Here is a 13,148-nt window from a genome sequence, read left to right as displayed (position 1 = left end):
ATCAATACTCCTCCCTAAATTTACGAGAGAGATATCTTGCTAGGATATTCATTAATAACGTAAAAATAAATAATGTAGCTGCGACAGCATAAAGACTGTAATAAATAGTCGAGCCTGCCGGAGCGTCACCTGAAGAAACTTCTACGATATAAGCAGTCATCGTCTGCATCGATTGGGTGACGTCAAAAGTGAAGTTCTTTGAGCTACCACTCGCAATCGTAACAATCATCGTTTCCCCGATTGCCCGTGAAATACCAAGTACAAAGGATGAAATAATTCCAGACAGTGCTGCCGGGATGACAACTTTAAACGTCGTCTCCAATTTCGTGGCACCTAAGGCGAATGCACCTTCCCGCATACTATTCGGCACGGAACTCATAGCATCTTCAGACAAAGAAGCAATCATCGGGATTATCATGACCCCCATTACAAGACCAGGACTCAAAATATTTGTCGCTCCTACTTCTGGAAAAATGCTACGGATAAGTGGTGTAACGAATGTGAATGCAAAAAATCCATATACGATTGTCGGAATCCCCGCGAGAATTTCAAGCAGCGGCTTCAATACCCGCCTTACCCTGTCTGATGCATATTCACTTAAATAGATCGCCGACATAATCCCAATCGGGCCTGCGACGAGCATTGCGATAAAGGTTGAAATCAGTGTACCGTTAATTAATGGCAGCACACCAAATTCAGGATTTTGACTCATCGGTTTCAACACCGTTCCAGTAAAGAATTCCCAAACCGGAACACGCTTAAAGAATTCAATTGCTTCCGTAAATAAAGTTATAATAATTCCTACTGTTGTCAGAAGAGAGATAGATGCGATAAGAAGAAGAAAAGTTGGAATGAATTTTTCCGTATAATTAGAGAGACTTTTCTTTTTTTTCTTTTCCGCAATCATTTCTCTTACATTCACAGCGTTTTTGTTTGTATCGCTGTTCCCTGCCATTTCCGTATACTCCTTCCCAGAATAAAAAGTGAAACTTCATTCCGTAGGGTTTCTTTATCACCCCTCGGATTGTTAGTTGAGCCGTATCAGGGATTCCTGGGGCTACCCCTTTTCTCAAATTTTTATTTATCCACATTTAGAGGTGGGGTACTACAACCCATTCATGCGTGAAAAATTCACAACAAGATGAGAGCAATTTTTTGCCCTCATCTTTAATGTTTACATGATGTTGCGTATTTTACTGAAGAGCTTCTAATTCTTCAACCAATGCACTTGCTTCCTCTTCAGGTATTGGTGCGAATCCAGTTTCACCAGCAAAGTCTGCCGCATTCTCCATACAATAGATTGCATAATCAAGGACTTGTGGCTTCTCCTTGGAGTTGTTTACATTTAGATACGTAAATACTGGTCGCGTGAAGTCCGCATAATCGCCATCCTCCGCAATCGTATCCAATGTCGGTTCAACCGGACCTTCACCAAAATCAACTTTAACTGCTTGTACTTGGTCTTGGTTGTTTACATAGTAACCGAATCCGAAGAATCCGATGGAGTTTACATCTTCAGAAATTAGTGTTACGAGTGTTGAATATTCTTGTTGCAGGTTAACATCTTCTCTTAAGTCTTGTTCTTCTAAAATATTTTCATAGAAGAATTCGTACGTTCCATGGTTTTCATTCGGTCCGTACGTGCGGATTGGCTCATTCGGCCAGTCTGCATTTACGTCAGACCAGTTTGTATATTCACCTAAGAAAATACCAATGATTTGATCTGGAGTCAGTTCTGTTGCCCAATCGTTCTCTGGGTGGGTTACAATTGTCAAACCATCTAGTGCTACTTTCAATTCTTTCACTTCTATTCCAAGTTCCTCTGCTTTTGCTAGTTCTTCTTCTTTAATCTCACGGGAGGCATCATTAAAGTCCGTTCCGCCCTCTTCCAGGAAACGTTTGAAACCAGCACTTGTGCCCGCTCGACTAACTTCGACCGATACACCTTGTTGTTCATTAACCATATATTCTTCAGCAAGTCTAGACATTAATGGAAATACAGTTCCAGAGCCGTCAATTTCAACAATACCTTCCAGCTCTTCGGATTCGCCTTCTTGTGTTTCTATTGAATTGCCACTTGTTTCTTCTGACAATTCCTCTGAACCTGTGTCATTACCGTTATCTGTTCCTCCGCATGCTGCAAGCACTGTAACGAATGCTCCGATTACGAGGAACATAAGGAATTTCTTGAGTTTCATACGACTTTGTCCTCCCCAATAATAGATGGATTTTATCTTGAGCGCTTTTCGCTCTCAAGTACTAGTATAGTGTCCCAATGTAAAGGAAGTATTAGTCGAATGTAAAGCTTGTGTAAATTTACGGAGCTTCTATAGTATATGCAGCTTTCTTCTAAATCTATGCCCCTTTCTATCATTTCCTTTCGATTATAGAAATGGATGGATAATGAAAAGAAAGGGAGATGAAAGAGATGAAAATTTATCTTGATGCCGGACATGGTGGGGAAGATTCCGGTGCGATCGGAAATGGTTTGCAGGAAAAAGAAGTGGCTCTTGATTTGGCGCTTCGGATTCGCCGTATGCTTCGCGATTATCCGCAAGTTTTAGTGAAATTGAGCCGAACGACTGATGCCACGAAGAGTCTTCGTGCGAGGACAAATGAAGCGAACAGCTGGGGGGCAAATCTTTTCTTGTCGCTTCATTGTAATGCTTTTAATGGACGAGCCCGGGGATATGAAGATTTTATTTATAACAAATTGCCGGCAGGTTCTGTTACAAGAAACTATCAAACGATTCTCCACGAAAAAGTCCTGCGAGCAATTGGCATACCAAACCGGGGGAAGAAACAGGCCAACTTTCATGTCCTGCGCGAATCAAAAATGCCGGCGATTTTAACAGAGAATGGCTTTATCGATCATCCGGAAGATGCGAAATTGATGAAGCAGGCGGCCTGGAGAGAAAAAGTCGCAGCCGCGCATGTAGAGGGGTTAGTTGAAATCTTTAACTTAAAAAGCTCTAGCTCTAGTAAAGAGGGATACCAATTAATTGCCGGTTCCTATGCACAAAAAGCAAATGCAAGTGCAAGACAAGCACTACTCACTTCAAAACAAATCCCGGCCACGGTAAAAGAAGCGTCGATAACTGGAAAAAAGCTATACCGTGTCATCGCCGGCACCTATCCGAGCCGATCTGCAGCAGAAATCGAACGCAAACGCATCTTGCAAATGGGGATTGAAACATTCATCTTACAAAATAGTTAAACACTCGACAGAACAGCCGGGCATATTATGATGTGCCCGGCTGTTTAAGTATGCTTTATTCAAGCATTAGATGGCTCTATTGAGTCTTTTATTTTAATTCATCACCCATTTATCCTTACTAAATAGGATTCTGCTGATGATGAAGATAATGATGATACAGACGAGATTACTGCCAATCGTCATAAATATATGCCCATAATTCACCACACCAAACAATAATTCCGTAAGAATCGCAAAGATATTTACAAATGGCAGGATAAAATGATTCATCGTAAACTCATTCACACCAAGACCACTAATCATCATCATCGGGAAAATGAGCACCATCATAATCGGTGTACTATAACTCTGTGCTTCTTTTACTGTTTTACCCACAATACTTGTGATCATTAAGAGAGCACCAACGAAGAATGAATAGACTAGCGTCACAAGTGCGCCCATTCCAATGATCGCAACCATATTATCACCGAACGAAATTGCAGCTTTCAAGTGTTCCGTAAAGAAAGCTATCTCAATTGCAACGACTGCGAGCGTAATAATTCCAATAATGACTCCGACAGAAGATATCGTTAAATATTTTGCCATTAGTAACGTAGAGCGATTTACTGGCGTCATAAGAAGTGCTTCCATCGTTTTCTTTTCCTTTTCACCCGCAAAGATATCTGCTGCCGATGGACCAGCTCCCACTCCAATAGCAATCGATAGAATAAGTGGGATCAACAGAGCCAGCACCTGGATATTACTATCCTCCGTGTTCGTCTCCCGTTGCTCCACTGCAACCGCCTGAGTGATGGATGGATCGATATTCGCTTGTTGCAGTCTTTCTGCGACAACAATCTGTTCATATTCTGCAAGCTTGCCACTTACAAGATAAATAAGATTAGAAGATTTTTGACTGAATGTATCCCCGATCAGCTCCACATTGCCAGCTTCTCCCGCTTGCACTTCCGCGTCAAAGTTATCTGCAAACACAATTGCTGCTTGAACTTCTCCATCGATAAACGCCTGTTCCGGATTTTCCGCACGTAAGAGTTCCACCTTATCCAATGTTCCAAGTATTGTTTCCTGTTCAGCGGAAATGTCTTCTTCCACAGCCAATGTGTATGTTTCATCTTCCCCGTCACTAATCAAACTTTCATAGAAAAAAGTTAATGCGGACATCATAAGAATCGGTAACAATACGGTTAATAGCAATGTCCGCTTATCACGGAAGGAATCAATCATTTCTTTTTTATAAATTTTAAATAGCATAGCCATCCGTCCCCCTTACTAATTTACTCATAAAGATATAGTTTAAATCCCGACTGTTTTCCTCTTCATATAAGGCCTCTTTCTCCCCATGGTAGATAAGTTCACCTTTATGGATCATCGCGATATGGTCACAGAGCATATCAACTTCTTCCATAATGTGGCTGGAGAAGATAATCGTTTTTCCTTGTGTTTTTAGCTCCTGGACGAGCTGGCGAAAAACGTTGGAAGCGGTGATATCGAGTCCGGTTGTCGGTTCATCGAAGAGAATAATTTCCGGATCATGGATGATTGCACGAGCGATCGCCATCTTCTGACGCATCCCTTTAGAGAAACCGTCCACTTTCCGGTCAAGAAAGTCGCGCATACCGAACATTTTCGTCAGTTCATCAATCCGCACCTTTGTCTCATGCTTGCTTAAATGATAGAGCGCTGCAAAGTATTCGAGATTCTCTCTAGCGGTCATGCGGTTATAGAGCCCAGTCTCTCCGCCGAACAAGACACCCATCCGCTTTTTAATTTCATCTGGTTTCTTTACTGTGTCATAGCCTTTTACAACAATTTGTCCTTCTGTCGGTGTAAGCAATGTTGCGATGGAACGGAGAAGCGTCGTTTTCCCTGCTCCGTTCTCCCCTAATAGACCGACGATCTCTCCTGCATGAACTGTAAAGGACACATGGTTTAAAGCAGTTATTGAGAGTTTTTTATCTTGAAATCGTTTCGTCACGTTTTGAATTTCAATCATTTCGTTCCCATCCCTTTTTTGATTTGTTACATTCATTGTAAGCAAAACCATCGTCTCTTTCACCGGACATGTCGCGAATCATTCCTTTGATGTCGTGAAAATGCCTTATTCACGCTTCGAGATGGTATAATGAAGAAAAACGATTGCGTCAAAAACAATAGAAAGTACAGGTGTTGCACGTATGCTGAAGGTTGGAATCGTTGATGACCGTCAGATTGATTTAGATAAGGTGGTTGGGATTGTTTCACGTATTGATGATGTGGAGATCGTCTTCGCCACCACATCCGCAGAGGAAGCGTATAAACGGATTAAAGATGAGGAAATCATGCTGCTCGTCGCCGATATTGAAATGCCCCATCTTTCCGGCTATGAGCTCGCAGATATTATTCATTCCCATGCGCTTCATATTGAGGTTATTTTTGTAACAGCAAACAGCGGGTATGCGGTTCATGCCTTTGAAATCAATGTACATGACTATATTATGAAGCCCTATACGAAAAATCGGCTCACGACATCAATTAAACGGATTATGGAAAAGTCCCGGCAAGCGGAAATTACAGGGAGACTTTACATTAAACAGAAGAACAACATTCATATTATCCAGAAAAAGGATATCATTTTCATTGAACGAACAGGCAGGTCATCCACAATTTTTACAAAAAGTGGAACCATTAAGACATATCAAACGTTAAAAGAATTAGAGGGAGAGCTAAGGGAAAGGGATTTTCTTCGCTCACACCGTTCCTTTATCATCAACATCCACTACATTCAAAATTTCGAGCTCTACGCGAAAAACTCCTTCATCGTGAACTTTGACGGCATAGAAGAAACCGCAATGATTACAAAAGAAATGGTCAACCACTTGCAGCAAAATTACTTTTAACACCGGGACAACTGCTCTGACCCTCTGTCCCAGTGCGGGACACGGGGTCAGAGCAGTTGTCCCGATTGATAGGAGGTTGGAAATGGGGATTGTGCGTCTTTATTGGGTGAGTGTTGTCTTGCTTTTCGCGTTTCATTTGGAGCTTGCGGGGCGAGCTTTACCTTTTGATTTTCCCTTTTATGTATCAATTATTGTAGCTTTGTTCCTTGTTTTTCTACTTCAAAGAAAAATGATCGTGCAGATTGAGGCGCTTGGAGCAAAGGTGAATTTGGGGTTATACAGTATCCAGCTACTTGTTTTATTCATCTATTTATTAAGCGGGCCTGGCCTGATTTCACTTATTCCATTTCTCCTCTTCCTTTCCGTTGAAATAATGAGACTTACATTGGGCCGGAAGCTTTATCATAAGGATGAGCTTATCCATTCCCACACAAGGGAAATTGAGCAGATGAATGAAGCCTTTCTCATCGTCCGGAAAGAAAGACATGACTTTTTAAAACATATCTCTGCGATGCATTATATGCTTGAAAATAAGAATCATAAAGAAGCAACAACGTATTTAAATGAGCTTGTGGAAGGGTATAAGGAAACAAACCTGTCCATTCAAGGAGAAAGAGGAACGGTTGCGGGTATTCTGCATCAAAGTTACCGCAAAGGAAAAGATAATGGGATTGAAGTAACGTACGATCTCGAAGCGGCAATTTCAAGCTTGCCACTTTACGATCGAGATTTAACTGAACTAATCGGGAATATACTGGATAATGCGCTGGAAGCAAGCGCCGAATGGCAAAAAGAGACCGGAAAACAGGCCCATATTACATTACAGACTTCAAAACGGAGCGGATTATTTATTTTAAGCTGTAAAAATTACACCCTCCCCATACCGAACGATGTACTTGATCATTTATTTACGAAACAGGCGAGAACGACCAAATCAGGGGATCATGAGGGACTTGGTACACAGATTATCGCACAGATTACCCAGAAACATGCAGGATATCTTGATTTCGTTTATAAGAACCAAACCTTTACACTGCAAATTAAATTGCCTGCCATCTTGAAATCGGTCGACACGGAATAAAGACGAGGAGGAGCACAATGGTTCTTTACCGCTTACCGCTAATGATACTGACGCTTAGTCTCGTATATATTTTCATCGCTCCCGATGAGCCTTTTACGTTCAAACTCTTTTTTAAACTATTGCCAATGATTGTCATTATACTTTATGCATTTCGGATTGCTCCAGAAAATAAAAGATGCGTCCATTGGTTCATCATGCTTGGTCTCGTCTTTTCGATGATTGGCGATGCGACACTGCACTGGTTTCTCATTGGTCTTGTCGCCTTCTTTATTGCCCATATTTGTTATGCTATCGGCTTCCTCAAAGTTGCCAAATTCACGAAGCGGCGGATACTTGCCGCAATTCCAATTGGTATCTATGCTATTATTTTCGGGATATTCCTTATACCTGCGTTAACGGATGCCGGAGAGCAAGTACTTGCGGTCCCAGTCGTTGCTTATATTATCATTATTTCACTAATGCTCTTGGCTACAATTTTAACAGGCAATCGACCGGCGCAATTCGGGGCATTGTTATTCGTTATTTCTGATTCGATTCTTGCTTGGAATATGTTTGTGGCGGCCGTTCCATTTGCGGAGGCCCTTGTCATGCTCCCCTACTATGCAGCTCAATTTTTCATTGCAGTTAGTCTCTACTCGCTCATTGAACAAGACAAGCGCATCGTTTGGTAGCAAAATAGGAGTGTAAAACAACTATTTTTGATATGCTTATAAGGTATTATTCAACTTTTACAACAACCTAACCGTATAATTACTTTCATTCAGCGCAAGTGTTTCGCACGTTCTGTTATGTAAGAGCACTAATCGCCGTTCAGTTGCCCGGCGGACGGATGCGCATCCTAAGGTACAGCCGTAGCCTCGACGCACAGGAAGTGATAATACAGGCGTTGCCACATACGAGAGCGAACTTAGTCTGCCTCGGAAGAAAAGCACTTCCTGCGGGAGCTTAGGACTAATGCTTTTCACGCAGGAGTAACCCGGCCGCCTGTGGAAAGCGAGAGGTGTCTGAACTGCGGACCTCCAGGTAAGAGTTACTCTTACACTGAATGAAAGTAATTCCTAGTTTTTATAAAACTTATAAGTTGCAAGAGTTGGGTAATGTAGTTCTAAACATAGGGGGAATTTCATGTGAAGTTAACAACAAGGGAAGTTTTATCCATCCCAAATATTTTATCTTACATCCGGATTCTTCTGATTCCTGTATTTGTCTATCTTTTCATTCATGCAACGGACACAAGCGATTATTATCTTATCGGCATTATTATTCTTTTATCTGGTGTAACCGACGCATTGGACGGATGGATTGCCCGGACATTCAATCAAATTACAGAACTCGGGAAAATCGTTGACCCGATTGCAGATAAATTAACACAGACAGCGATCGTCGCCTGTCTATTGTTCCGCTATCCATATATGTGGATTCTGTTTATCCTCTTTGTCTTGAAAGAGTTGTTTATGGGAATCAATGGACTCATTCTTTTAAAACGCGGGAAAAAATTGGACGGAGCGAAGTGGTTTGGGAAAGTATCAACGGCTGTTTTTTACCTAGCGATGGGAATTTTAATTACATTTCCCAGCCTAGATACGTATTTTATCGCATTCCTCATGATTGTAACGGGTATATTCCTATCCATTTCTTTCTTGATGTATATCCCGGAATTCCTGAGATTATATGAAAAAAGAGAAGATGCTGTGCGTTAAGCTCAGCATCTTCTCTTTCATTTATAAGATCATTCATGAGGATTTTGTGGTCAGCAAATTAGCCTCGTAATGATTTCAAAGCACTGCTCCAAGCAATGACTTGATCTAACATTTGGTTTGCATTATCTGCATGGTAATCAGCTGGCTTGAAGACGGAGAAGTTTTCAAAGTCAGCTAGTAGTGAGAATGTAACTGCAGTACGAACGTCTGCTACTTGTAATTCACCAAGAATCAGGCGCATGTTCTCATGAGCACGGGTTCCGCCAAGGCTTCCGTAACCAACAAATCCTGCCGCTTTATTATTTACTTCTGGATTTAAGTAGTCAAGCGCGTTCTTCAGTGCACCACCGATTGCATGGTTGTATTCTGGAGTGATGAAAATATATCCGTCAAAAGAAGCCATTTTATCAGACCAAGCTTTGATAACTGCATTTGCCTTTTCTTTTTCAGCTTCCGGTAAGCTTTCACCTAGGAATGGTAAACGGTAATCCGCTAGGTCTACTAGCTCATATTCTACATCTTGATCCTTGCGATTGTTCGCAAAGTCAAGTGTCCAATTTGCTACTTGTTCCCCATTACGTCCTTCACGAACACTTCCTAAAATAATACCAATTTTTAACACTCGAATTCCCCCTGTTATCTATAACTTACTTTTAGTTTAATTCAATATAAATGAATTACGCTTATTAATATACCATGATTTTTTTCATGTTGCAATCTTTTTGTTCTCTTTTATTATTTACTTATCATTTGTAAGTTTAATAACATAGGCGCAGAGCGAATTTTTATTTTATCACGTATTAACGGTCTGTAATACCCCCTCCTCTAAACATGGGGGAAACCCAATATGTGAAGGATGGGGATAAACAGTCCGTAAATTCCTATTCTGTTCAACTTACATTCAGCGGGGAGGTAAGGATACCCCCACTGAATGAGTTTCACTTTACCCAATATAAACTCTTGGAACACGTTTCCCGATGAGACAAATGATTTCGTAATGGATGGTTTGTAGCTGTTCGGCTATTTCGTCGAGGGAGATGTAGCCTTCTTTTTCCTCACCAAATATCGTTATAATATCGTTATCCTGTACCTCGTCAATACTTGTTACGTCCACCATCGTCTGATCCATACAGATTCTCCCGACAATCGGCACCCGCTGCCCCCTTATCGTCACCTCACCACGATTGGACAGCTGACGAGAAAGCCCATCCGCATATCCAACTGAAAGAGTGGCAATCAGCGATTTTCTCTTGGGCTGATATGTACAACCATAGCTGATTGACTCTCCCGCCTCTACTTCCTTAATTAGCACCGCTTTCGTCTGGAATGTCATTGCCTGGGTCAAGCTAATCACTTTCTTCATATGTTTTGCTGGATAAAGACCATACATACCAATCCCAACCCGACACATATCCAAGTGCATCTCTGGAAAACAAATCGTTGCCGCACTATTACAACAATGCTTCAGCGGGGCGGAATAACCATGTTCTGCTAAATAGTCCGTCACTTCAAGGAAACGCGCAAATTGCATCCGTGTATACGTTTCATCTACATTGTCCGCGTCTGCAAAATGAGTATAAATCCCTTCAAGTTCGATCCACTTGCTGTCAATGCCCTTCACTAATTCAAGTGCTTCTTCCTTGGTCTGAACGCCAACCCTTCTCATCCCTGTATCTATTTTCAAATGGACCTTAACTGCTTGCTGCAATTCTTCACAGGCGGTAACAAGTGCGTCCAACACATCCTTGCTATAAACGGTGAGCGTAATTTTATTTATAATCGCTTCCTTTACAACTTCCGGTTTCGTATAACCGAGCACAAGAATCGGGGCTTCGATACCAGCCTTTCTGAGTTCAATCGCCTCATCAAGCAATGCGACACCTAAACGATCGGCACCAGCCGCTAAAGCAGCCCTCCCGACTTCCTCCGCACCATGCCCATAGCCATCCGCTTTTACGACAGCAAGTAGTTTACTATTTTTATTCATATGTTGTTTAAAGACTCGCGTATTTTCTCGGATTGCAGCTAAAGAAACTTCAACCCATGTATCTCGGTAACTTAATCGTTTCATCCGACAAACTCCTCTGTTCTTTCATTATCTTATATTTTACCATTTCCCAACATCCTCTGGATAGGGCATACTTTTCCAATTGGAACAATATATATTATGAAGGAGATGAAATAAAAATGAGGAAGTATTTCTGTTTCACTTGAAAAATATGCTAAAAAAGGCTTAGGTTGGGTAGAGTAACTCAGCATTTCAGTCTGCTTCTATTTTCCTGTCAACCAGTTAAAAATCGTAAGAAATCAGCAAAAAAGGAGTGGATAACGTTGGGTGCGAAATGGATAAAAATTGCCGCTCTTTATTTTATTATCGGAATTGGCTTTGGGTTATTTATGCTTTACACGATCCAGCTTCAATGGGGGGCAACGCACGCTCATATTAATGTTGTCGGCTGGCTGTCTACTGGTTTAATTGGTGTTATTTACTCGGTTTACCCAAAAGCGGGAAATAGCCAACTTGGTAAATTACAATTCTGGCTTCATCAAATCGGCTTACCTTTTCTCCTTATCGGGATGATGATGATTTATCTTGATGTACCGCTAATCGTTCTTGAAATTTTCGTGTCTGGTGGTGGGGTTGCATTTTTAATCTCTGTTGTGCTGTTTATTATCAATCTATTCCAGAATGTGCACGCTTCAGAAAGTAAGTAATTATTTAGGGCATGCATTCCTTTCGATTTTTTATAAAAATAAGGTAAACCCAGTCTTAGGGTTTACCTTATTTACTATATGCTTTAAAAACTTCAATAAATTGTTCTGGAGAGCTTTTAACAATAAAGGAGTATACACCTTTGTTCGTATGTACATACAACAGTCCACCTTTTGTTCCGAGCAACCGGTAGGACAAATCGTGAATTGTATCGATTGGAAACTCACGATGTTTCGTCACCAGTCGATCCTCATACAAATACATCATACGTTGTTCTTCAGTATTTGTTTGGGTGAGGGAATCGACGGTACGAATAACTTTCACATACGATTGTTCAGCCAAGAGTTGCGCCATAAATTACCCTTCAGCAAGTTGCAAATGATTTAATCTCCATTGCAACCATTGGTATTCGCGTGTTTTTCTCGGCAGGAATTGACGGATATCATCCTCATGATAGCCTACTTGCAGCCTCTTCTCGTCAACCATAATTGGACTACGCAACAGACGAGGATGCTTGTGAATCAGTTCCAATAATTCCTGAAGCGGTAATGCTTCAATATCTAGATCAAGATCTTTATAAATCTTGGATCGTGTTGATATAATTTCATCCGTTCCGTCAACGGTCATGCGTAGGATTCCTTGAAGTTCCGTTACGGTTAACGGATACTTCAAAATATTCCGCTCCACATAATGAATGTTTTGCTTTGTAAACCATTGCTTCGCTTTCCTAGTCGATGAACATGCAGCTCCATAAATTGTCACTGTCATATATCATACCCCATTTCAAATTGGTTTATTTTGCTATGCCTTTTTTCAATAAGTTCATTTCTGCTATAAAGCTTTCAATTGCTTCTTGATCGGATAGCTCTTTCGTAAACTTCTCGACAAAATTGCGGAATGCAACTGCCGATATAATGTGGATGACATGGGTCAGTTCGCTGTCTGATTCGATATTTAAAAGATCTCTATTAATTAGTTTCGTAATTTCTTCCATACCATCTTTTTTCAGATTGCTTTCAATTATTTCATTGAAGATGGTTTCAATCTGATGGGTTACGTTAAGAAGAGCATTCCGGAAAAAGTTATACTCCTTTTCATCAGGTAATTCAATAAGCAGATCATAGTAAAAAGCAGTGATTGCTTCGAATAAGTCTCCCTGATGTGTATGCAGTTGTTGAATAAACTGTTTGTTTCTACGGCTTGCCTGTTCCTTGAGAATATAGTAATAGGCGTCTTCTTTATCTCTGAAATATTGATAAAAGCTTCCCCGAGATATCCCTGCTGTCTTTACGATATTTGCGATGGAGGCCTCGTATAAAGGAACTCTAGAAAATTCTATTTCCATTGCCTTAATTAAGGATTGACGCTTTTTCTCTGGCAGATTAAAAAATGTTGCTTTGGGCATTCCTTTACCTCCATTTCTACCAGATAATGACACGGTGTCATCTTATATTTTTATAATAAATGACACCGTGTCATTTGTCAATGCAATACGGGGTATTCCTAACTTTTTACTTACTTATTCCACAATTACCTCTTTAAATAGTTATTACCTTAAATC

The 13,148-nt window shown here is 40.8% G+C and carries 15 protein-coding genes; 6 read left to right on the top strand and 9 right to left on the bottom strand.

Annotated features, from left to right (window positions below; all coding sequences use genetic code 11):
* Position 1: 1 nt before the first annotated feature.
* Together pstC and WKU33_RS00750 are read right to left on the bottom strand one after the other, a co-directional pair.
* Complete coding sequence (gene pstC, locus WKU33_RS00755; RefSeq protein WP_340452758.1) at positions 2–955, bottom strand: phosphate ABC transporter permease subunit PstC; 954 nt, start codon at positions 953–955, stop codon at positions 2–4.
* 238 nt (positions 956–1,193) lie between these two features.
* A complete protein-coding gene (locus tag WKU33_RS00750; protein ID WP_156856221.1) occupies positions 1,194–2,198 on the bottom strand; it encodes a PstS family phosphate ABC transporter substrate-binding protein in 1,005 nt (334 codons plus the stop codon).
* Positions 2,199–2,419: 221 nt separating this feature from the next.
* On the opposite strand from WKU33_RS00750, the gene WKU33_RS00745 reads away from it, so the two are divergent.
* A complete protein-coding gene (locus tag WKU33_RS00745) occupies positions 2,420–3,217 on the top strand; it encodes an N-acetylmuramoyl-L-alanine amidase (protein ID WP_340452755.1) in 798 nt (265 codons plus the stop codon).
* A gap of 93 nt (positions 3,218–3,310) precedes the next feature.
* On the opposite strand, the gene WKU33_RS00740 is transcribed toward WKU33_RS00745, so the two are convergent.
* Both WKU33_RS00740 and WKU33_RS00735 read right to left on the bottom strand, forming a co-directional pair.
* A complete protein-coding gene (locus tag WKU33_RS00740; RefSeq protein WP_340452753.1) occupies positions 3,311–4,468 on the bottom strand; it encodes an ABC transporter permease in 1,158 nt (385 codons plus the stop codon).
* A complete protein-coding gene (locus WKU33_RS00735) occupies positions 4,458–5,210 on the bottom strand; it encodes an ABC transporter ATP-binding protein (protein WP_156856239.1) in 753 nt (250 codons plus the stop codon). Before WKU33_RS00735 ends, WKU33_RS00740 begins: the two co-directional genes overlap by 11 nt.
* A 181-nt stretch (positions 5,211–5,391) precedes the next feature.
* Here WKU33_RS00735 and WKU33_RS00730 point away from each other — a divergent pair, with 181 nt between their 5' ends.
* The 4 genes from WKU33_RS00730 to WKU33_RS00715 all read left to right on the top strand — a co-directional run bounded on the left by WKU33_RS00730 (position 5,392) and on the right by WKU33_RS00715 (position 8,874).
* Positions 5,392–6,093: a LytR/AlgR family response regulator transcription factor gene (locus tag WKU33_RS00730; RefSeq protein WP_336251773.1), complete on the top strand. Its 702-nt coding sequence runs from the start codon at positions 5,392–5,394 to the stop codon at positions 6,091–6,093.
* 82 nt (positions 6,094–6,175) lie between these two features.
* Positions 6,176–7,174, top strand: coding sequence for a sensor histidine kinase (locus tag WKU33_RS00725; RefSeq protein ID WP_340452752.1), 999 nt, complete (start codon positions 6,176–6,178; stop codon positions 7,172–7,174).
* 17 nt (positions 7,175–7,191) lie between these two features.
* Positions 7,192–7,845, top strand: coding sequence for a lysoplasmalogenase (locus WKU33_RS00720; RefSeq protein ID WP_188855875.1), 654 nt, complete (start codon positions 7,192–7,194; stop codon positions 7,843–7,845).
* A 456-nt stretch (positions 7,846–8,301) separates the two neighbouring features.
* A complete protein-coding gene (locus WKU33_RS00715) occupies positions 8,302–8,874 on the top strand; it encodes a CDP-alcohol phosphatidyltransferase family protein (protein ID WP_156856217.1) in 573 nt (190 codons plus the stop codon).
* 58 nt (positions 8,875–8,932) lie between these two features.
* Here the strand turns inward: WKU33_RS00715 and WKU33_RS00710 are convergent, their stop codons facing one another.
* Entirely contained in the window at positions 8,933–9,496 is a 564-nt protein-coding gene (locus WKU33_RS00710) for an NADPH-dependent FMN reductase (protein WP_156856216.1), read from the bottom strand.
* A 321-nt stretch (positions 9,497–9,817) separates the two neighbouring features.
* Positions 9,818–10,945, bottom strand: a complete 1,128-nt coding sequence (gene alr, locus WKU33_RS00705; RefSeq protein ID WP_188855877.1) for an alanine racemase — start codon at positions 10,943–10,945, stop codon at positions 9,818–9,820.
* Between the two features lie 260 nt (positions 10,946–11,205).
* On the opposite strand from alr, the gene WKU33_RS00700 reads away from it, so the two are divergent.
* A complete protein-coding gene (locus WKU33_RS00700) occupies positions 11,206–11,589 on the top strand; it encodes a hypothetical protein (RefSeq protein ID WP_188855878.1) in 384 nt (127 codons plus the stop codon).
* Between the two features lie 67 nt (positions 11,590–11,656).
* On the opposite strand, the gene WKU33_RS00695 is transcribed toward WKU33_RS00700, so the two are convergent.
* The 3 genes from WKU33_RS00695 to WKU33_RS00685 are packed head-to-tail and all read right to left on the bottom strand — an operon-like array spanning position 11,657 to position 12,992.
* On the bottom strand, positions 11,657–11,941 hold the full coding sequence (locus WKU33_RS00695; RefSeq protein WP_188855879.1) for a hypothetical protein: 285 nt from the start codon (positions 11,939–11,941) through the stop codon (positions 11,657–11,659).
* 3 nt (positions 11,942–11,944) lie between these two features.
* A complete protein-coding gene (gene spx, locus WKU33_RS00690; RefSeq protein ID WP_156856212.1) occupies positions 11,945–12,355 on the bottom strand; it encodes a transcriptional regulator Spx in 411 nt (136 codons plus the stop codon).
* 25 nt (positions 12,356–12,380) lie between these two features.
* Entirely contained in the window at positions 12,381–12,992 is a 612-nt protein-coding gene (locus WKU33_RS00685; protein ID WP_156856211.1) for a TetR/AcrR family transcriptional regulator, read from the bottom strand.
* Between the last annotated feature and the right edge of the window lie 156 nt (positions 12,993–13,148).

It is taken from the genome of Oceanobacillus sp. HCA-5259 (genome assembly GCF_037892815.1).
GTDB classification, from domain to species: Bacteria; Bacillota; Bacilli; order Bacillales; family Amphibacillaceae; genus Oceanobacillus; species Oceanobacillus indicireducens.
The sequence above is the reverse complement of the archived record's forward strand: the minus strand, read 5'-3'. Positions and strand labels throughout refer to the sequence as shown.